The organism is Pseudomonas sp. MF09156 (assembly GCF_059862305.1).
This window is the reverse complement of the sequence record NZ_JCBCUR010000004.1, coordinates 328,884-348,643: the sequence shown is the minus strand read 5'-3', so window position 1 is coordinate 348,643 and position 19,760 is coordinate 328,884. Positions and strand designations below refer to the sequence as shown.

The 19,760-nt window shown below is 62.1% G+C and carries 15 protein-coding genes and 1 pseudogene; 12 read left to right on the top strand and 4 right to left on the bottom strand.

The annotated features are described in order from the left end of the window. Positions 1–6: 6 nt before the first annotated feature. The 4 genes and pseudogenes from AC19YY_RS13040 to AC19YY_RS13025 all read right to left on the bottom strand — a co-directional run bounded on the left by AC19YY_RS13040 (position 7) and on the right by AC19YY_RS13025 (position 3,886). The gene (locus AC19YY_RS13040) at positions 7–687 is read right to left on the bottom strand and encodes a Crp/Fnr family transcriptional regulator (protein ID WP_169953191.1); all 681 of its coding nucleotides are present in this window, start codon (positions 685–687) and stop codon (positions 7–9) included. 47 nt (positions 688–734) lie between these two features. Beyond that, a pseudogene (locus tag AC19YY_RS13035) lies at positions 735–986 on the bottom strand (LysR family transcriptional regulator); the annotation flags it as partial. Between the two features lie 435 nt (positions 987–1,421). Then, on the bottom strand, positions 1,422–2,069 hold the full coding sequence (gene narL, locus AC19YY_RS13030) for a two-component system response regulator NarL (RefSeq protein WP_169953316.1): 648 nt from the start codon (positions 2,067–2,069) through the stop codon (positions 1,422–1,424). Between the two features lie 11 nt (positions 2,070–2,080). Beyond that, a complete protein-coding gene (locus AC19YY_RS13025; RefSeq protein WP_170041289.1) occupies positions 2,081–3,886 on the bottom strand; it encodes an ATP-binding protein in 1,806 nt (601 codons plus the stop codon). Positions 3,887–4,196: 310 nt separating this feature from the next. Between AC19YY_RS13025 and AC19YY_RS13020 the strand changes: the two genes are divergently transcribed. The 12 genes from AC19YY_RS13020 (at position 4,197) to AC19YY_RS12965 (ending at position 19,759) form a co-directional block, all read left to right on the top strand. Beyond that, positions 4,197–5,462 (top strand): MFS transporter, encoded by a 1,266-nt coding sequence (locus tag AC19YY_RS13020; RefSeq protein ID WP_169953196.1) that lies wholly within the window; start codon positions 4,197–4,199, stop codon positions 5,460–5,462. After that, complete coding sequence (locus AC19YY_RS13015; RefSeq protein WP_169953198.1) at positions 5,459–6,856, top strand: NarK family nitrate/nitrite MFS transporter; 1,398 nt, start codon at positions 5,459–5,461, stop codon at positions 6,854–6,856. Before AC19YY_RS13020 ends, AC19YY_RS13015 begins: the two co-directional genes overlap by 4 nt. A 70-nt stretch (positions 6,857–6,926) precedes the next feature. Then, positions 6,927–10,700 carry a nitrate reductase subunit alpha gene (locus tag AC19YY_RS13010; protein WP_169953201.1) on the top strand — a complete coding sequence of 1,258 codons (3,774 nt, stop codon included), beginning with the start codon at positions 6,927–6,929 and terminating at the stop codon, positions 10,698–10,700. A 1-nt stretch (position 10,701) separates the two neighbouring features. Beyond that, a complete protein-coding gene (narH, locus tag AC19YY_RS13005) occupies positions 10,702–12,240 on the top strand; it encodes a nitrate reductase subunit beta (protein WP_029291316.1) in 1,539 nt (512 codons plus the stop codon). 3 nt (positions 12,241–12,243) lie between these two features. After that, the gene (narJ, locus tag AC19YY_RS13000; RefSeq protein ID WP_170041292.1) at positions 12,244–12,999 is read left to right on the top strand and encodes a nitrate reductase molybdenum cofactor assembly chaperone; all 756 of its coding nucleotides are present in this window, start codon (positions 12,244–12,246) and stop codon (positions 12,997–12,999) included. Continuing rightward, complete coding sequence (gene narI / locus AC19YY_RS12995; RefSeq protein WP_169953205.1) at positions 12,992–13,669, top strand: respiratory nitrate reductase subunit gamma; 678 nt, start codon at positions 12,992–12,994, stop codon at positions 13,667–13,669. The genes narJ and narI overlap by 8 nt, the downstream gene beginning before the upstream one ends. A gap of 10 nt (positions 13,670–13,679) precedes the next feature. Beyond that, a complete protein-coding gene (locus AC19YY_RS12990; RefSeq protein ID WP_500604300.1) occupies positions 13,680–14,594 on the top strand; it encodes a peptidylprolyl isomerase in 915 nt (304 codons plus the stop codon). Position 14,595: 1 nt separating this feature from the next. After that, complete coding sequence (gene moaA / locus AC19YY_RS12985) at positions 14,596–15,582, top strand: GTP 3',8-cyclase MoaA (protein ID WP_169901275.1); 987 nt, start codon at positions 14,596–14,598, stop codon at positions 15,580–15,582. 133 nt (positions 15,583–15,715) lie between these two features. Then, complete coding sequence (locus AC19YY_RS12980) at positions 15,716–16,768, top strand: PDDEXK nuclease domain-containing protein (protein WP_172311547.1); 1,053 nt, start codon at positions 15,716–15,718, stop codon at positions 16,766–16,768. A gap of 96 nt (positions 16,769–16,864) precedes the next feature. Then, on the top strand, positions 16,865–18,865 hold the full coding sequence (locus AC19YY_RS12975) for a ribonucleoside triphosphate reductase (protein WP_170041295.1): 2,001 nt from the start codon (positions 16,865–16,867) through the stop codon (positions 18,863–18,865). A 46-nt stretch (positions 18,866–18,911) separates the two neighbouring features. Further along, positions 18,912–19,067: an anaerobic ribonucleoside-triphosphate reductase gene (gene nrdD / locus AC19YY_RS12970; protein ID WP_029291331.1), complete on the top strand. Its 156-nt coding sequence runs from the start codon at positions 18,912–18,914 to the stop codon at positions 19,065–19,067. Then, positions 19,064–19,759, top strand: a complete 696-nt coding sequence (locus AC19YY_RS12965) for an anaerobic ribonucleoside-triphosphate reductase activating protein (protein WP_262380983.1) — start codon at positions 19,064–19,066, stop codon at positions 19,757–19,759. The genes nrdD and AC19YY_RS12965 overlap by 4 nt, the downstream gene beginning before the upstream one ends. Position 19,760: the final 1 nt, after the last annotated feature.

Genomic DNA, 19,760 nt, shown 5'->3' with positions numbered 1-19,760 from the left:
TCTAAGTCAGCCGGCCTGATAGGTCATCAACTGCTCCTCGCACAGGATGCGGATGGTGCGCCGTTGCACCTCGATCAGGCCGGCGTCTACCAAACGATGCAGAATCCGCGAAAACGTCTCTGGCTGAATCCCCAGTTTGGAGGCTACCAGGCGCTTGGGCACTTGCAGCACCACATCACCGCTGGCCAGATCGCGCTCCTGGACCAGGAAGTTGATGACCCGGCGACTGGCATTGGCCAGGCTCAGGGTGTCGATGTCCTTGAGGCGCTGATGCAGGTGGATGCTCATGGTGCCGAGGATCGCCAGGCAGATCTGCGGCTGGTCCTCCAGGGCTTTGCGGTAATGATGGCCCTCGATACTCACCAGCACGCTGTCCTTGAGCGCCGTAGCACTTACCGGGTAGGCCTTGGCCTGGCTGAACAGCAGGGCTTCGGCAAAGGTCTGGCCGGGGCGAATGACCTCCACCAGATGTTCCTGGCCTTCGCCGGTGACCCGGTGCAACTTGATCTGGCCGCTGACCAGCAGGAAAAACCGCTCGGCGGGGTCGCCCTGGTGCATCAAGGTGATGTGGGCGGGCAAGCGCTTGAGATTGGCCAGGGTGCAGATGTCCTGGAAAATCTTCTCCGGCAACGGGCTGAACAGATGATGCCGGCGTAGGGTTAAAACGATGGATGGGTGGGTCAGCATGGCGTACCTCCGCTCCCGTCCATGGTAGAGCGTGAGGCCTGTGGGGCCTATGCCTCGTTGGAGGTAGCCCCGTGGAGGCAGTGGCCCTGCAGCAGCGCCGAAAATGCATCGCGCGCCGGATGGCAACCTGCGTTGGCATGCCAGTAAAACCGGTTGTCGATGCGCGTCAGTTCCGCGAACTCATGGCCTTGCCAGTTGGCGCCCTGGCGATATTGCTCGTAGATCCCCCGAGGCACCAGCGCGGCGCCGCTGCCGGCACTGACACAGCCGATAATCGTGCCGTAGCTGGCGATGCTGATGGCGTGGGTGATATTGGCGCAGCGGCCTTCGGTGATGGTGATGGTGGGGACGGTGAGTGGGGGCGTTGACGGTGAAAGCGAGGCGGCCTTAGAGCCGATCTGATCTTCAAATCGTACGCGTGCTCCTGTGGGAGCGAGCTTGCTCGCGATGGTCGTTAACGATGAAAAATGAATGCCTGACACTCTGATGTTTTCTTGCGGGCGCCATCGCGGGCAAGCCCACTCCCACAGGGGAATGGCTTGCCCGCCGGGCCTGGGCCAGGCTCCGAGTGGTGGGGCAAGAGCGCTTTGCTTCCTTTGGCGCTCTTCCAAAGTGAGCCGCCGTAAGGGCGGAACCAATAGTAGCCGTGACCGCAGCAACGGATATGTACACAAACCTGAGAATCACTAAAGAGATGTGTAGATACCTATGCTGCGATGGCGGTGCATCAGTCCCTACCCAGCCTGACGCAAATGCTCCATCGCCCAAACCGCCGCTTCCACCCGCGAACGCAGCCCCAGTTTGTGCAGCAGATTCTTCACATGCACTTTCACCGTGCCCTCGGTAATCCCCAGTTTGTGCCCGATCACCTTGTTGCTATAGCCCCCGGCAATGGTCTTCAACACCTGCCGCTCGCGTTCGGTCAGTTCCACCGCCGCGTGGGGCTGGGGCGAGCGCAAGGCCTGGGCCAGCACCCGGGTCAGGCCGGGGCTGATCACCAGGGCGCCGTGCAGCGCATCGCGGATGTACTGGATCAGCAGTTCCGGCTCCATGTCCTTGAGCAGGTAGCCGTTGGCATCCAGGCGCAGGGCGTCGCGGATGTCGTCTTCGGCATCGGACACGGTAAACAGCAAGACCTTGCCGCCATAGGCCATGGCCCGCAGCTGGCGCAGGGTTTCCAGGCCGTTCATCTGCGGCATGTTGTTGTCCAGCAGCACCAGGTCCGGTTGCAGCGACTCGATCAGGCCCAGGGCTTCCTCGCCATTGCCGGCTTCGCCCACCACGTGCAGGTCGTCTTCCAGTTCGAGCATCTGGCGCATGCCGTGGCGCATCATCGGGTGGTCGTCGACGAGCAGGATGCGGTGGCGTACAGATGGGGTGATGAGCGCCGTGTTCATGACAAGCTACCTTCTGGTAAAGAGTGCCCGAGGAATTCCGGGCGAAACAGCAAGTGCACCCGGGTGCCCTGAGGCTCGCGGGAGGAAATGTCCAGTTGACCGTGCAGGCTGCGAGCCCGTTCGTCCATGATGGTCAGGCCGTGGTGTTCGCGCTGGTCCACCGGCTCGCTGAAGCCGCGGCCATCGTCTTCAATGCTCAGGCTCACGGTTTCGCCGTTCTGGCGCAGTTGCAGCCAGGCGTTTTCGGCGTGGGCATGGCGCAGGCAGTTGGACAGCGCTTCGCGGGTTACCTGCAACAGGTGGATCTGTTCACTGGCCGACAGTTGGAAGGCCAGGGCATCCACATGCAGGTGCACCTGGAACTCGCCACGCCGCGAGAACTCCTCGGCGGTGTCTTTGAGCTCCTGGACCAGCCCGGCATCGTGGATTTGCAGGCGAAAGGTGGTGAGCAACTCACGCAATTGCCGGTAGGCGTTGTTCAGGCCTTCGCGCAGTTCACCGGTGACGGTTTCCAGGGTGGCCTTGGGTTCGTCGCGGCGCAGCAGGGTCTGCATGCGGCTGACTTGCAGCTTCATATAGGACAGGGCCTGGGCCAGGGAATCATGCAGCTCGCGGGCGATGATGGTGCGTTCGTCCAGCAGCAATAAACGGTGGTCCTGCTCGCGCTGGCGCTTGAGGGACAGCGAGGTGCCAATCAGGTTGGCCAGGGCCTGGATCAGTTGTTGCTCCCAGGCTTGGGGGGCATGGCCGTCGACAAAATGCGCCTTGAGTTCGCCCAGTTCCGCGCCCTGGTTGCTGATGCTGAACACCTGGGGCGGGGCCACGTGGTGGCGCTCGCAGGTGGCGCAGTCACCGATGGCGCAGACGTTGCGGCTGTTGCCGCCATGCAGCGCGAGCATCTGCTGCGCCGGGGCGAGGAAGTGCCCTTGCAGGCACAGCGACAGGCGCAGGCCCGGCAGGCGTTTCTGGAAACGCCGGATCAATTCGTCGAGGCCTTCGGCGTTGGCCAGGCGCGTGGCCAGGCTGCGGCTGCTCTCGTAGAGCAGTTCCAGGGCGGCGTTGGCCTGTTGCAGGTTGAGGGTTTTGTGCTGCACCTGGCTTTCCAGGGTGCGATGGGATTGCTCGATGGTTTCGGCCAGGGTGTTGAAGCTCAGGGCCAGTTGCCCCAGTTCGTCCTGGGAGCGGTGATTGACCCGGGTCTGGTAATCACCCTCACGAAAGCGCCGGGTGGCGTCCACCAGTTCCTTCAAGGGCGTGACCACGCCGTACTGCAACTCATACAGCCCCAGCAGCAGGATGATCAGGGTGCTGAACAGCGCCAGGCCCTGGATCAGCTGTTGCCAGCCTTGTTTGTGCTCACTCTGTTGCTGCAACAGGCTGACGAACTGGTTCAGTTGCTCGACAAAGGCCGGTGCGCGCTCGCGAAAGAGCGCGCCGTCGCCGCGCTCGATGGCCGGGCGCAGTTCCTGGTTCCAGTGTTGCTGGATCTGCCGGTAGCTCTGTTGCAGGGCGCTGTGGGGGCCGTCTTCGAGCACCGCTTTCAAGGACTGGCTGTCCAGGCGCCGTTGCAGGCTCTGGGTGATGGCCAGGATCTCGTCGGCGGGGGCGTGGTCGGCGAGTTTCCAGCTCAGGTGGTAGGTCTCCATGCGCACCGAGCCTGCGGTGTTGATGGCCGCGCCGTCGCCCTGGCTGAACCAGGCGATCAGCCCGGCGCTCAGGGAACTGGCCAGGGCCAGGATCGCAATCAGGATCACCGCGACACCGGCGCGTGCGGGCAGGGAGCTGCGCAGCCAGTTAAACATCACGGCGTAATCGAAGGGGTAAGGACAACAGCATGGCGGCACCTGGCATAGGAAACAGTATTGGATTCTGCATTCCCTGGCGCACTACCTCTAAAGAGTTGCCGGCGAACCCTCCCACGGGAAAAAGCCGGCACAAGAGACCAATCCATTGATAAATAAAGACTTTCTCTTGTTATTCGGTCTACCTCTTAAGAGGTAGATGGGCCAAGCATAGGCCAATACCCCCCAGGTGGACGTTGATCTGGGTCAAGTTCCTGGAGGACGTCGCCCCTAACCTGCGCTCATGGAATTACTTCTGGGAGCGCAAACCGTGACTCAACCCCGTGTAAGACAGGGCCTGGTGCTGGGCATGAGTACACTGGCCTTCACCGTGTGCTTTATGGTCTGGATGATGTTCGCCGTGCTCGGCGTGCCGATCAAAGAGCTGCTGCAACTCAACGAAACCCAGTTCGGCCTGCTGGCCGCCACCCCGGTACTGACCGGCTCCCTGGTGCGCCTGCCCCTGGGCCTGCTGACTGACCGCTTCGGCGGGCGCATCGTGTTCTTTGTCTTGATGCTCGCCTGCGTGCTGCCGCTGTACCTGATCACCTACGCCACCGCCTTCTGGCAATTCCTCGTGCTGGGGCTGTTTGTCGGCCTGGCCGGCGGCTCGTTTTCGGTGGGCATCGCCTACGTCGCCAAGTGGTTCGACAAGGACAACCAGGGCTTTGCCATGGGCGTGTTCGGCGCTGGTAACGCGGGGGCGGCGGTGACCAAGTTTCTGGCGCCGGCGCTGATCGCCCTGGGTACCTGGCACCTGGTGCCAAAGGTGTTCAGCGCAATCTTGTTTATCACCGCGCTGCTGTTCTGGTTCCTCACCAGCGAGAACAAGGCCCACCGCAGTGCCGGTGGCGCCACCTTGCGCGAACAACTGCTGTGCCTCAAGGACCCGGCCGTGTGGCGCTACTGCCAGTACTACTCGATTGTGTTCGGTGGCTACGTGGCCCTGGCGCTGTGGGCGACCAAGTACTACGTGCAGGAATACGGCTTCAGCCTGCAAAGCGCTGCGCTGTTGGCCGCGTGTTTTTCCCTGCCCGGTGGCGTGCTGCGCGCTGTGGGCGGCTGGATGTCCGACCGCTGGGGCGCACAGAGCGTGACCTGGTGGGTGTTGTGGGTCAGTTGGATCTGCCTGTTCCTGCTCAGCTACCCGCAGACCCAATTGCAGGTGCAGACCGTCAACGGCCCGCTGGATTTTCATATCGGCCTCAATGCCACCCTGTTCACCGTGCTGCTGTTTGTGATGGGCATCGCCTTCGCCTTCGGCAAGGCCTCGGTGTTCAAGTACATCGCCAATGACTACCCGCAAAACATGGGCGCGGTGTCCGGCATCGTCGGCCTGGCGGGCGGCCTTGGCGGCTTTGTCCTGCCGATCATGTTCGGCGCCCTGGTGGACCTCACCGGAGTGCGCTCCTCCTGCTTCATGTTGATGTACGGCGTGGTCTGGGTATCCCTGACCTGGATGTACTTCAGCGAAATCCGCAAGCAACCGCTGCTTGGTAAAGCGGCGGCCCAGCCTCTCCAAGGAGAATCTGCATGACTATCGCGCAAAAGCCCGACTCGGGCCCGGTGATCCACGACTGGCGCCCTGAAGACCCGGCGTTCTGGGGCGCCAGCGGCAAGCAGACCGCGACCCGCAACCTGTGGATCTCGATCCCGGCGCTGCTGTTGGCCTTCGCTGTGTGGATGGTGTGGAGCACGGTGATCGTGCGCCTGAACGCCATCGGCTTCAGCTTCACTACCGACCAGTTGTTCTGGCTGGCGGCGTTGCCGGGTCTGTCTGGCGCCACGTTGCGCGTGTTCTATTCGTTCATGGTGCCGATCTTCGGTGGCCGCCGCTGGACGGCCCTGAGCACCGCGTCGCTGCTGATTCCATCACTGTGGATGGGCTTCGCGGTACAAGACCCGAGCACCTCCTACAGCGTGTTTGTGTTGATCGCGCTGTTGTGCGGCTTCGGTGGCGGCAACTTCGCCTCGAGCATGTCCAACATCAGCTTCTTCTACCCCAAGTCCCAGCAAGGCACGGCCCTGGGCCTGAACGCCGGCCTGGGTAACCTGGGCGTGTCGGTGATGCAGTTCTGCGTGCCGCTGGTGATTACCTTCGGCGTGTTCGGCCTGCTCGGCGGCCAGCCGCAAACCCTGGAAGACGGCAGCCAGTTGTGGCTACAGAACGCCGGGTTTATCTGGGTGCCGTTCATCATCACCGTGACCCTGTTTGCCTGGTTCGGCATGAATGACCTGTCCAGCGCCCGCGCTTCGTTCAGCGAGCAGGCGGTGATCTTCAAGCGCAAGCACAACTGGCTGATGTGCTGGTTGTACCTGGCGACCTTCGGTTCCTTCATTGGCTTTTCGGCCGCCTTCCCGATGCTGATCAAGACCTCGTTCCCAGACGTCAACGCCCTGAAATTCGCGTTCCTCGGCCCGCTGGTAGGTGCCCTGGTGCGCCCATTGGGCGGCTGGCTGGCCGACAAGCTGGGCGGTGCGCGGGTGACCTTGTGGAACTTCGTGCTGATGATCGTGATGGTGTTCGGCGTCCTGCACTTTTTGCCCCTGAACGGCGAGGGCGGCAGCTTCTACGGCTTCCTCGGCATGTTCATGCTGCTGTTCATCACCACCGGCATCGGCAACGGCTCCACCTTCCGCATGATCCCGGTGATCTTCCGCACCCAGCATGAAAAAGCCAGCGCCGGCAAACCCGCCGCCGTGCGTGAGCAAGCCCTCAAGGATGCCAGCAAGGAATCGGCCGCCGTGCTGGGCTTCAGCTCGGCCATGGGTGCCTTCGGTGCGTTCTTCATCCCCAAGACCTTTGGCTCGTCCATGGCCTACACCGGCAGCCCGGCCATGGCGTTCTACATGTTTGTCGGCTTCTACCTGACCTGCATCGTCGTGACCTGGTGGTGGTATGCGCGCAAAGGCGCCGAGACCCCCTGCTGAGTCGACCCCGAATTCAAACCTTGCGTGGGCGGGGCACAGAACCCCGCGGCAAGCCTGAGAGGAAAGCACCATGAGTCATTTACTCGATCAACTGCGGTTCTTCAATCGCAAGCAAGACGAATTCTCCGAAGGTCACGGCGAGACCCGCAAGGAGTCCCGCGACTGGGAGAACGTCTACCGTTCGCGCTGGCAGTACGACAAGATCGTGCGCTCCACCCACGGGGTGAACTGCACCGGCTCGTGCTCGTGGAAGATCTACGTGAAGAACGGCCTGATCACCTGGGAAACCCAGCAGACCGACTACCCGCGTACCCGCAACGACCTGCCTAACCACGAGCCGCGCGGCTGCCCCCGTGGCGCGAGCTACAGCTGGTACATCTACAGCGCCAACCGCCTGAAGTACCCGAAGATCCGCAAGCCATTGCTCAAGCTGTGGCGCGAGGCGCGCCTGACGCTGTCGCCGGTCGAGGCCTGGGCGAGCATTGTCGAGGACAAGGCCAAGGCCGACTCCTATAAAAGCAAGCGTGGCATGGGCGGCTTCATCCGCTCCAACTGGGATGAAGTCAACGAAATCATCGCCGCGTCCAACGTCTACACCATCAAGCAATACGGCCCGGACCGCATCGTCGGCTTCTCGCCGATCCCGGCCATGTCCATGGTCAGCTACGCCGCAGGTTCGCGTTACCTGTCGCTGATCGGCGGCGTGTGCCTGAGTTTCTATGACTGGTACTGCGACTTGCCGCCAGCCTCGCCGATGGTCTGGGGCGAGCAGACCGACGTGCCGGAATCGGCCGACTGGTACAACTCCAACTACATCATTGCCTGGGGCTCGAACGTCCCGCAGACCCGTACCCCGGACGCGCACTTCTTCACCGAGGTGCGCTACAAGGGCACCAAGACCGTGGCCATCACGCCTGACTATTCGGAAGTAGCCAAGCTCACCGACCTGTGGCTCAACCCCAAGCAGGGCACCGACGCGGCACTGGCCCAGGCCTTCAACCATGTGATCTTCAAGGAATTTCACCTGGATAAACCGAGCGCGTACTTCACCGAATACGCCAAGCGCTACACCGACTTGCCGGTGTTGGTAATGCTCAAGCCCATGACCGGCTTCGCCCCGGGCGCAGGCTTCCAGCCGGACCGCTTCCTGCGCGCCTCGGACCTGGTGGACAACCTCGGCCAGGACAACAACCCGGAATGGAAAACCATCGCCCTCGACGAAAGCGGCGAACTGGTCTCGCCACAAGGCGCCATCGGCTATCGCTGGGGCGAGAAGGGCAAGTGGAACATCCTGGCCAAAGAAGGCGGTGAAGGCCGCGAGATCGACCTCAAGCTGAGCCTGATCGGCGAGGACGTCGCCGAAGTGGCGTTCCCGTATTTTGCCGGTGAAGCCCACGACTACTTCCAGCACGTGGCCGGCGACGCCGTGCAGTTCCGTCGGGTGCCGGTGCACAGCGTGACCCTGGCCGATGGCACGGTGGCCAAAGTGGCGACGGTGTTCGACCTGTCGGCGGCCAACCTGGCCATCGACCGTGGCCTGGGCGGCAGCAACGTGGCCAAGGACTACAACGATGCCAGCGTACCGGGCACGCCAGCCTGGCAGGAAGCAATCACCGGGGTCAGCCGCGAGAAGGCGATCCAGATCGCCCGTGAGTTTGCCGACAACGCCGACAAGACCCGTGGGCGCTCGATGATCATCGTCGGCGCGGCAATGAACCACTGGTACCACATGGACATGAACTACCGCGGGCTGATCAATATGCTCATGCTCTGCGGTTGTGTCGGCCAGACCGGCGGCGGTTGGGCGCACTACGTGGGCCAGGAAAAACTGCGTCCGCAATGCGGCTGGCTGCCCCTGGCATTCGGCCTGGACTGGAACCGTCCGCCGCGCCAGATGAACGGCACCAGCTTCTTCTACGGCCACAGCTCGCAATGGCGCCACGAGAAGATGAGCATGCACGACATCCTCTCGCCGCTGGCCGACAAGTCGCAGTTCCCCGAGCACGCCCTGGACTACAACATCCGCGCCGAACGCGCCGGCTGGTTGCCCAGCGCGCCACAACTCAATACCAACCCGTTGCACATCTGCCGCGACGCGGCGGCAGCCGGTATGGACCCCAAAGACTACGTGGTCAAGTCCTGGCAGGACGGCAGCCTGCGCTTTGCCTGCGAGCAGCCGGACAGCCCGGTGAACTTCCCGCGCAACATGTTTATCTGGCGTTCCAACTTGCTCGGCTCGTCGGGCAAGGGCCACGAGTACATGCTCAAGTACCTGCTCGGCACCAAGAACGGGGTGATGAACGAAGACATCGGCCACAGCACCGAATGCAAGCCAACCGAGGCCGAATGGGTCGAAGACGGCGCCATCGGCAAGCTCGACCTGGTGACCACCCTGGACTTCCGCATGTCCTCGACCTGCGTGTATTCCGACATCGTGTTGCCGACTGCAACATGGTACGAAAAAGACGACATGAACACCTCGGACATGCACCCGTTCATTCACCCCCTGTCGGCGGCGATTGACCCGGCGTGGGAATCGCGTTCGGACTGGGAAATCTACAAAGGCATCGCCAAGGCGTTCTCGGCCATGTCGGTCGGCCACCTGGGCGTGGAGCAAGACCTGGTGACCGTGCCGTTGATGCATGACAGCGTTGGTGAACTGGCCCAGCCGTTTGGCGGCACTGACTGGAAAAGCGCCGGCGTGGCGCCGGTACCGGGCAAGAATGCGCCGAACATGGCGGTGGTGGAACGGGATTACCCGAACATCTACAAGCAGTTCTCATCGCTGGGCCCGATGTTGGAAAAACTCGGCAACGGTGGCAAGGGCATCAACTGGAATACCGACGAGGAAGTCGAGTTCCTTGGCGAACTCAACCACCACGAAGGCGACGCGGGCATCAGCCACGGCCGGCCAAAAATCGACACGGCAATTGATGCGGCCGAGGTGATTCTGTCCCTGGCTCCGGAAACCAACGGCAAGGTCGCCTTGAAGGCCTGGGCGGCGCTGTCGGAATTCACCGGCATCGACCACAGCCACCTGGCGATTTCCAAGGCCCACGAAGCGATCCGCTTCCGCGATATCCAGGCACAGCCGCGCAAGATCATCTCCAGCCCCACCTGGTCGGGCCTCGAAGACGAGCACGTGAGCTACAACGCCGGCTACACCAACGTCCATGAAAACATCCCATGGCGCACCATCACCGGTCGCCAGCAGTTCTACCAGGATCACCCGTGGATGCAGGCGTTCGGCGAGCAGTTGATGAGCTACCGGCCACCGGTCAACACCCGCACCATCGAAGGGGTGAAGGACAAGCGCAGCAATGGCGAGACCGAAATCGTCCTGAACTGGATCACGCCGCACCAGAAATGGGGGATCCACAGCACCTACAGCGACAACCTGCTGATGCTCACCTTGAGCCGTGGCGGCCCGATTGTGTGGCTCTCGGAAATCGACGCCAAGCGTGCCGGGATCGAGGACAACGACTGGATCGAGTGCTTCAACGTCAACGGCGCGCTGACCGCCCGTGCGGTGGTCAGCCAGCGGGTCAAGGAAGGCATGGTGATGATGTACCACGCCCAGGAACGCATCGTGAACGTACCGGGTTCGGAAACCACCAAGACCCGTGGCGGCCACCACAACTCGGTGACCCGCGTGGTGCTCAAGCCGACCCACATGATCGGTGGCTATGCCCAGCAGGCCTACGGTTTCAACTATTACGGCACAGTCGGCTGCAACCGCGATGAATTCGTGGTGGTGCGCAAGATGGTCAAGGTCGATTGGCTCGATGGTTCCAGCGGTGATGATCTGCCGCGTCCATTGCCGACCGATATCGAGGAGAACTGAGATGAAGATCCGCTCACAAATCGGCATGGTCCTGAACCTGGACAAGTGCATCGGCTGCCACACCTGCTCGATCACCTGCAAAAACGTGTGGACCAGCCGCGAAGGCATGGAATACGCGTGGTTCAACAACGTTGAGTCCAAGCCGGGCATTGGCTACCCCAAGGAGTGGGAAAACCAGGACAAGTGGAAGGGCGGCTGGATCCGCAACGCCAACGGCTCGATCAACCCGCGCATCGGCGGCAAGTTCCGCGTGCTGGCGAACATCTTTGCCAACCCGGACCTGCCGAGCCTGGACGACTACTACGAGCCGTTCGACTTCGACTACCAGCACCTGCACACCGCGCCTTTGGGCGAGCACCAACCGACCGCACGCCCGCGTTCGGTGGTGTCGGGCAAGCGCATGGAAAAAATCGAGTGGGGCCCCAACTGGGAAGAAATCCTCGGCACCGAGTTCGCCAAGCGCCGCAAGGACAAGAACTTCGACCAGATCCAGGCCGACATTTATGGCGAGTACGAAAACACCTTCATGATGTACCTGCCGCGCCTGTGCGAGCACTGCCTGAACCCTGCGTGCGCGGCGTCGTGCCCCAGCGGTGCGATCTACAAGCGTGAAGAAGACGGCATCGTGCTGATCGACCAGGAAAAATGCCGCGGCTGGCGCATGTGCATCAGCGGCTGCCCGTACAAGAAAATCTACTTCAACTGGAAGAGCGGCAAATCCGAGAAGTGCATCTTCTGCTACCCCCGGATCGAAGCCGGTATGCCTACCGTCTGCGCTGAAACCTGCGTCGGGCGCATCCGCTACCTCGGTGTGCTGCTGTATGACGCCGACCGCATCAGCGAAGTCGCCAGCACCGCCAACGAGCACGACCTGTACGAGAAGCAGCTGGAAATCTTCCTCGACCCGAATGACCCGGCGGTGATCCGCCAGGCCCTGGCCGATGGTGTACCGCAGTCGGTGATCGACTCGGCCCAGCGTTCGCCGGTGTACAAAATGGCCGTGGACTGGAAGCTCGCACTGCCGCTGCACCCGGAATACCGCACCTTGCCGATGGTCTGGTACGTGCCGCCGCTCTCGCCGATCCAGAACGCAGCTGCCGCCGGCACCGTGGGCATGAACGGGGTGATCCCGGATGTCGACAGCCTGCGCATCCCCCTGCGTTACCTGGCCAACATGCTCACCGCCGGTGACGAAAAGCCGGTAAAGCGTGCCCTGAAACGCCTGCTGGCCATGCGCGCCTTCAAGCGCTCGCAGCAAGTGGACGGCGTCGAGGACCTGCAAGTGCTGGCCGACGTGGACCTGAGCGTGGCCCAGGTGGAAGAGATGTACCGCTACCTGGCGATTGCCAACTACGAGGACCGGTTTGTGGTGCCCAGCGCGCACCGTGAAGACGCGATGAGCGATGCGTTTGCCGAGCGTTCCGGCTGTGGTTTCAGCTTCGGCAGCGGCTGCAGTGGCAGCTCCGACACCAACATGTTCGGCGCCAAGAAGGCCAACCGCCGCGACGTGCTGAAAACCGTCCAGATCTGGGAGGACTGAGCCATGCGCATTCTTAAAGTGATCTCGTTGCTGCTGGACTATCCGACCGAAACCCTGGTGAACGGCCGCGATGAACTGGAGCAGGCGATTATCGAATCGCGGGAAATCAGCCCCAAGCAACGTGGCGCGCTGTTCGAGCTGTTGGAGCTGATCTGCAGCAATGACCTGATGGATGGCCAGGAGCACTACGGCGCGCTGTTCGGCCGGGGCCGCTCGCTGTCGCTGCTGTTGTTCGAACACGTGCATGGCGAGTCGCGGGACCGTGGCCAGGCCATGGTCGACATGATGGCCCAGTACCAGGAAGCCGGGTTTGCCATTGGCGTCAAGGAGCTGCCGGACTACATCCCGTTGTACCTGGAGTTTTTGTCCACCCGCGAAGACATCGAGGCCCGCGAGGGACTGGCGGATGTGGCGCACCTGCTGGCCCTGCTGGCGGCGCGCCTGGATGAGCGTGAAAGCGCTTACGCCAGTTGTTTCCGTGCGCTGTTGCAGATCAGCGGCGCCGAGCCGCACCAGGCGATTGCCGAGTTGCGTGCCCAGGTTGCCGCCGAAGTACGCGACGACTCCCTCGAAGCCCTGGACAAGGTCTGGGAAGAGGAGGCCGTGGACTTTATGCAGGCCGAGCAGCAGGACCGTTGCAGCGCAATGCCCAGCGCACCGGGCAAGGCCCGCGAAGAAAGTGCGGTGCCCTTGCACTGGGTGGATTTTCAGCACGAGGGGCTGGCCGCCGTGCCAGCCAAGGAGGTGGGTAATGTCTAAGTGGAATTTGCTGGTATTTGGCGTGTATCCGTATGTCGCCCTGGCCATTTGCCTGTTGGGCAGTTGGGCGCGGTTTGACCTGTCCCAGTACACCTGGAAGGCCGGCTCCAGCCAGATGCTCAATAACCGTGGGATGCGCGTGGCGAGCAACTTCTTCCATATCGGCGTGCTGTTCGTGCTGGCCGGGCATTTTGTCGGCCTGCTGACCCCGGCGTCGATCTATCACCATGTGATCAGCACCGAGCACAAGCAACTGCTGGCGATGGTCTCCGGGGGCTTCTTCGGCCTGCTGTGCCTGGTGGGCCTGCTGATGCTGGTCAAGCGCCGCCTCACCGACCCAAGGGTTCGGGCTACGTCGAGCCCGTCGGACATCCTGATCCTGCTGGTGTTGCTGGCGCAGTTGGTGCTGGGCTTGCTGACCATCGTCGCCTCGACCGGGCATATGGACGGTTCGGTGATGGTGATGCTCGCGGACTGGGCGCAGAACGTGGTGCTGCTGCGGCCGGTGGAAGCGGCAGCTTCGATTGCCCCGGTCAGCCTGATCTACAAGTTGCACGTGGCGCTGGGCCTGACCCTGTTTGTGTTGTTCCCGTTTACCCGGCTGGTGCATATGGTCAGCGCGCCGATCTGGTACTTGGGTCGTCGTTATCAAATCGTGCGGCAGAAGTGAGGAGAACGTCATGACTACAGGATGCGGATGTGGTGGCGACGGTGCTGGCGGTGGCGGTTGCAGTTCTTCGGCCAAGGCTGTGGACGTGGTGGTGCCCGAGGTCGAGGTGGCGGTTGAGCCGCAACTGATCGCCAGCAGCGAGCAGGAATGGCCGATTGTCAGCGTCAACGGGGTGCTGATCACCCCGGAAAACATGGCCCAGGAGTTGCAATATCACCCGGCCGAAAGCCGCGAGGAGGCGGTGTTTCTCGCCGCCCGCGCGCTGGTGATCCGTGAGCTGTTGCAGCAGCGGATCCGCGAGCTGGGTGTGCAACTGCAAGTCGGCGCCGGCGAGAACGAGGAAGAGGCGGCGACCCGCCTGTTGCTGGAGCGCGAAGTGACGGTGCCGGACTGCGATGAGGCCACCTGTGTGCGCTACTTCGAGAGCAATCGCGGGCGCTTTCACAGCGCGCCGTTGCTGGCCGTGCGGCATATTTTGCTGGAGTGTGCGCCGGACGATGCCGAGGCGCGCCATCAGGCCCATGCCCAGGCCGAGGTGCTGTTGCTGAGCCTGGAAGAGTCGCCCGGTGCCTTTGGCGAACTGGCGCTGAAGTATTCGGCGTGCCCGTCCAAGGCCCAGGGCGGCTCGCTCGGGCAAGTCAGCAAGGGCCAGACCGTGCCGGAGTTGGAGCGTCAGTTGTTCACCCTGGCACCGGGGTTGGCCAGTAAGCCTCTGGAAAGTCGCTACGGCTGGCATGTGATCTGCGTCGATCAGCGCATCGAAGGCCAGCCGCTGCCGTACGAGGCGGTGGCCACGGCGATCCGCACCCAGTTGCAGCAAGGGGTGTGGCAGAAGGCTCTGGTGCAATACCTGCAAACCCTGATTGGCGCGGCCGATGTGCGTGGCATCGCGTTGCAGGGCGCCGACTCGCCGTTGGTGCAGTGACATGAGCCTGGTGGATGGTGTGGGCCGTTCCATTGACTACCTGCGGCTGTCGGTGACCGATCGTTGTGATTTTCGCTGTGTGTATTGCATGGCGAAAAACATGACCTTCCTGCCGCGCCAGCAGGTGCTGACCCTGGAGGAACTGCAACGGCTGGCGACGGTGTTCGTCAGCCAGGGTGTGCGCAAGATCCGCCTGACGGGGGGCGAACCGCTGATCCGTCCGGGCATTGTCGAGCTGTGCCGCCATATCGCTGCGTTGCCCGGCCTGCGTGAACTGGTGATGACCAGCAACGGCTCGCAACTGGGCCGCCTGGCGCGGCCGCTGGTGGAGGCCGGAGTCAAGCGCATGAACATCAGCCTCGACAGCCTCGATCCCGAACGCTTTCGCGCGATCACCCGCAACGGTGACCTGCGCCAGGTACTGGACGGCATCGAGGCGGCGCAGGATGCCGGGTTCGAGCGGGTCAAGCTCAACTGCGTGGTGATGAAGGGACGCAACTTCGATGAAGTCCCGGCGCTGGTGCAGTACGCCATCGACCAGGGCATCGATATCAGCTTTATCGAAGAGATGCCGCTGGGGGATGTGGGGCGCTCGCGGGGCGAATCCTTTTGCTCCAGCGAGCAGGTGCGGGCGGTGATCGCCGAGCATCATGGCTTACTCGACAGCACCGAAAACAGCGGCGGCCCGGCACGCTACGTGCGCCTGGCCCGGCATCCGCGCACGCGCATAGGCTTTATCTCGCCCAACTCCCATAACTTCTGTGCCAGCTGCAACCGGGTGCGGATGACAGTGGAGGGGCAGTTGCTGCTGTGCCTGGGGCAGGACAATGCGGTGGATTTTCGTGCGTTGTTGCGCCGCTACCCGCTGGACGACCGGCCGCTGGTGGAGGCACTGCACAAGGCGTTGCGGGGCAAGCCATTGCGCCATGATTTCACTGGGCAGGGCGAGGTGCAGGTGGTGCGGTTTATGAATATGAGTGGGGGGTGAGGAGGTGCTGGAACCCTGTTGCATAGTAGTTCCCGTCATTTTGTATCAAGGGCATTGTGCTGGCCCGCGTGGCTTTTTTCGGTCGTTACCATTGCCGGTTTCTACAACGTGCAATATCGACAAGGAACCCGGAATGAATCGATCAGATGATGGCCTCACCACACCACCTGAGGGATATGGCGACTGGTTGAAAGAACTGAAAAACCGCATCCACTCTGCCCAACTGCGTGCATCCCTGGCGGTAAACCGTGAGCTGGTGCTGCTGTACTGGCAGATTGGCCAGGACATATTGACCCGACAGGCGCAGCAGGGGTGGGGAGCCAAAGTCATTGAGCGTCTGGCGCGGGATTTGCGTTCGGCTTTTCCTGATATGAAAGGTTTTTCGCCGCGTAACCTCAAGTACATGCGTGCATTTGCCGAGGCTTGGCCTGATGTTCAATTTGTGCAACAGGCTGCTGCACAATTGCCGTGGGGTCATAATTTGGTCCTGCTGGATAAACTGCCAGGCCCCGAAACCCGCCGCTGGTATGCCGCCCAAGCCATTGAACACAACTGGTCACGCAACATTCTGGTCATGCAAATCGAGACCCGTTTGCTGGAGCGTAATGGCAATGCTGTCAGCAACTTCGAAACCCTGCTGCCCAAGCCCCAGTCGGACCTGGCCCGCGAGTCGCTGAAAGATCCCTATCGTTTCGACTTTTTGGGACTGACCCTGGACGCGCAGGAGCGCGAGATCGAAAGCGCACTGATCAGGCATGTCACCGACTTTCTACTGGAGTTGGGGGCAGGCTTTGCCTTTGTCGGCAAGCAGGTACTGCTGGATGTGGGCGGCGAGGAGTTCTTTATTGACCTGCTGTTTTATCACCTGAAACTGCGCTGTTACGTCGCTATCGAACTCAAGGCCGGCAAGTTCAAACCAGAGCATCTGGGGCAGTTGGGTTTTTACCTCGCGGCCGTGGATGCCCAACTCAAGCACCCACAAGACAGCCCCACCATTGGCCTGCTGCTGTGCAAAAGCAAAAACAAGATAGTGGCTGAATATGCCTTGCGTGACAGCGCTCGACCCATCGGGGTGGCGGAGTACCAGTTGGTCGACTCCCTCCCGGCAGAACTCCAAATCAGCTTGCCCAGCATTGAACAGATTGAACGTGAACTGGCCTGTGACGATACGTCTTCGCAAACTTGACCCTGATCAATTGCAAGTCCCCGTTCACTGCGTACCATCACTGCATATTGTGTTTATGCGAACTATTAAATCTATATGTAGTGTTTGGAGCCCCCAATGCAGATCACCTCAAGCCCGCTGGTCAGTACCCGCCTACACAAGCGCGATGGCACTCAGGTCGCCTTTGACGCCGAGAAAATCCGCCAGGCGATGATCGCCGCCGGTAACGCCACCGGCGAGTATCAGGATGCCGAGGTCGACCTGTTGTTGGGCGCGGTGCTCGCTCGGTTGCGTGGGATCACCCGGCTGGATGTGGAGCAGATCCAGGACAGTGTCGAGCGGGTCTTGATGGATGCCGGGTACTTTATGGCGATGCGCGCCTATATCGTCTACCGCGAGCAGCATGGGCGCCTGCGCCGGGATCGCAAGACCCTGGTGGAGGTCGCTACGTCGATGAACGAGTACCTCGACCGTGAAGACTGGCGGGTGCAGGCCAATGCCAACCAGGGCTATTCCCTGGGCGGGCTGGTGCTTAATGTGTCGGGCAAGGTCACCGCCAATTACTGGCTGGACGAGGTCTACAGCCAGGAGATCGGCCAGGCCCATCGCGAGGCGGACTTGCATATCCATGACCTGGACATGCTCGCTGGCTACTGCGCCGGCTGGTCCCTGCGCACCCTGCTGCACGAAGGCCTCAATGGCGTGCCCGGCCGCGTCGAAGCCGGGCCGCCCAAGCACCTGGGCAGTGCCCTGGGGCAGATGGTCAACTTCCTCGGCACCCTGCAGAACGAGTGGGCCGGCGCCCAGGCGTTCAGCTCGTTCGACACCTACCTGGCGCCCTTTGTGCGCAAGGACCAACTGACGTTCCCCGAGATCCGCCAGGCGGTGCAGGAGTTCATCTACAACCTCAACGTGCCGTCGCGCTGGGGCACGCAAACGCCGTTTACCAACCTGACGTTCGACTGGGTTTGCCCCGAGGATTTGCGCGAGCAGATCCCGATCATCGGTGGCGAAGAAATGCCGTTTGCCTACGGTGACCTGCAAGCGGAAATGGAGCTGATCAACCGCGCCTATATCGAAGTGATGCAGGCGGGTGACGCCAAGGGGCGGGTGTTCACTTTCCCGATCCCCACCTACAACATCACCCATGACTTCCCGTGGGACAGTGAAAACGCCGACCGCCTGTTCGAGATGACCGCGCGCTACGGCCTGCCGTACTTCCAGAACTTCCTCAACTCGGATATGCAGCCCAACCAGGTGCGCTCGATGTGCTGCCGCTTGCAGTTGGACGTGCGCGAGTTGCTCAAGCGTGGCGGCGGGTTGTTCGGCTCGGCGGAACAGACCGGTTCATTGGGCGTGGTGACGATCAACTGCGCGCGCCTGGGTTACCTGTTCAAGGGCGACACCAGTGGCCTGCTGCAGCGCCTGGACCACTTGATGGAACTGGCGATGGAGAGCCTGGAGGTCAAGCGCAAGGTGATCCAGCACCACATGGACGCCGGTCTGTATCCCTACACCAAGCGCTACCTGGGCACTTTGCGCAATCACTTCTCCACCATCGGCCTCAATGGCATGCACGAGATGCTGCGCAACTTCACCGGGGACGAGGAGGGCACGCATACCGCCCGTGGCCGCGAGTTTGCGTTGCAGGTGCTGGACCATGTGCGCGCCACGTTGCTGCGCTTCCAGGAAGACACCGGCCATCTGTACAACCTGGAAGCCACGCCGGCCGAAGGCACCACCTACCGGTTTGCCAAGGAAGACCTCAAGCGCTTCCCCGCGATCCTCCAGGCCGGCAGCCTCGACGCGCCGTATTACACCAACTCTTCGCAACTGCCGGTGGGCTACACCGAAGACCCCTTCGAAGCCCTGGAGCTGCAGGACGAGCTGCAGTGCAAATACACCGGCGGCACCGTGCTGCACCTGTACATGGCCGAACAGATTTCCTCGGCCCAGGCCTGCAAGCAACTGGTCCGCAAGGCCCTGGGGCGCTTCCGCCTGCCATACCTGACGGTGACGCCGACGTTCTCCATCTGCCCGGTACACGGCTACCTGGCAGGCGAACATGAATTCTGCCCCAAGTGCGACGAGGTTATAGCCCTCGACAAAACCCTGTAGGAGCCGGCCAAGGGCCCAACGTATTCCAACCCCAAGGAGATTCACCATGCAAACCACCCAGCCACAACGCCAACGCTGTGAAGTCTGGACCCGTGTCATGGGTTACCACCGACCGGTTTCGGCCTTTAACCCCGGCAAACAATCGGAGCACCGTGAGCGCGCGCACTTTACCGAAAGTGCCGCTGCGGCCGGGCGCCAATGAGTCGAGCGCTACGGGTCGGGGGCATGGTGCCCCTGACCACCCTCGACTACCCCGGCATGCTCGCCTGCGTGCTGTTTTGCCAGGGTTGTGCCTGGCGCTGTCGGTATTGCCATAACCCGGACCTGATCCCCCCTCGCGGCAGCGATGAGGTGGATTGGCGCCGGGTTTTGCTGTTTCTGCAACGCCGCCAGGACCTGCTGGACGCCGTGGTGTTCAGCGGTGGTGAACCGACCTTGCAGGAAGGCCTGCCGGCCGCCATGGACGAAGTGCGCGAGATGGGTTTTCGTATCGGCCTGCACAGTGCCGGGATCAAGCCCAGTGCATTCGGCCATGCCCTGGCCCATGCCGACTGGGTTGGCTTCGACGTCAAGGCCCTGGCCGAGGACTGCCAGTTGATCACCCAGGTCAAGGGCAGCGGCGCCGCCAATTGGCGCAGCCTCGACCTGCTGCTGCACAGCGGCGTGGACTATGAATGCCGCACCACCGTGCATTGGCACCTGATCGACCCGCAGCGCCTGTTGCAGCTGGCCCAGCGTTTGCAAGAACGGGGAGTCAAGCGCTTCGCCGTACAGTTGGTGCGCACCGCGCGCATGCTCGATGAGCAACTGCCGAGCGTTTCGGCACAGGCCTTGCTGCCTGAACTATGGGAGAAAATGCGGGCATTGTTCCCGGCATTTGTTTTACGGGGCTGAT

What these genes read in the sequence shown, in the direction of transcription:
- AC19YY_RS13040 (WP_169953191.1), bottom strand. Translation starts at nt 687, where the DNA reads ATGCTGACCCACCCATCCATCGTTTTAACCCTACGCCGGCATCATCTG.
- AC19YY_RS13025 (WP_170041289.1), bottom strand. Translation starts at nt 3,886, where the DNA reads ATGTTTAACTGGCTGCGCAGCTCCCTGCCCGCACGCGCCGGTGTCGCG.
- AC19YY_RS13015 (WP_169953198.1), top strand. Translation starts at nt 5,459, where the DNA reads ATGACTATCGCGCAAAAGCCCGACTCGGGCCCGGTGATCCACGACTGG.
- AC19YY_RS13010 (WP_169953201.1), top strand. Translation starts at nt 6,927, where the DNA reads ATGAGTCATTTACTCGATCAACTGCGGTTCTTCAATCGCAAGCAAGAC.
- narH (WP_029291316.1), top strand. Translation starts at nt 10,702, where the DNA reads ATGAAGATCCGCTCACAAATCGGCATGGTCCTGAACCTGGACAAGTGC.
- narJ (WP_170041292.1), top strand. Translation starts at nt 12,244, where the DNA reads ATGCGCATTCTTAAAGTGATCTCGTTGCTGCTGGACTATCCGACCGAA.
- narI (WP_169953205.1), top strand. Translation starts at nt 12,992, where the DNA reads ATGTCTAAGTGGAATTTGCTGGTATTTGGCGTGTATCCGTATGTCGCC.
- AC19YY_RS12990 (WP_500604300.1), top strand. Translation starts at nt 13,680, where the DNA reads ATGACTACAGGATGCGGATGTGGTGGCGACGGTGCTGGCGGTGGCGGT.
- moaA (WP_169901275.1), top strand. Translation starts at nt 14,596, where the DNA reads ATGAGCCTGGTGGATGGTGTGGGCCGTTCCATTGACTACCTGCGGCTG.
- AC19YY_RS12980 (WP_172311547.1), top strand. Translation starts at nt 15,716, where the DNA reads ATGAATCGATCAGATGATGGCCTCACCACACCACCTGAGGGATATGGC.
- AC19YY_RS12975 (WP_170041295.1), top strand. Translation starts at nt 16,865, where the DNA reads ATGCAGATCACCTCAAGCCCGCTGGTCAGTACCCGCCTACACAAGCGC.
- nrdD (WP_029291331.1), top strand. Translation starts at nt 18,912, where the DNA reads ATGCAAACCACCCAGCCACAACGCCAACGCTGTGAAGTCTGGACCCGT.
- AC19YY_RS12965 (WP_262380983.1), top strand. Translation starts at nt 19,064, where the DNA reads ATGAGTCGAGCGCTACGGGTCGGGGGCATGGTGCCCCTGACCACCCTC.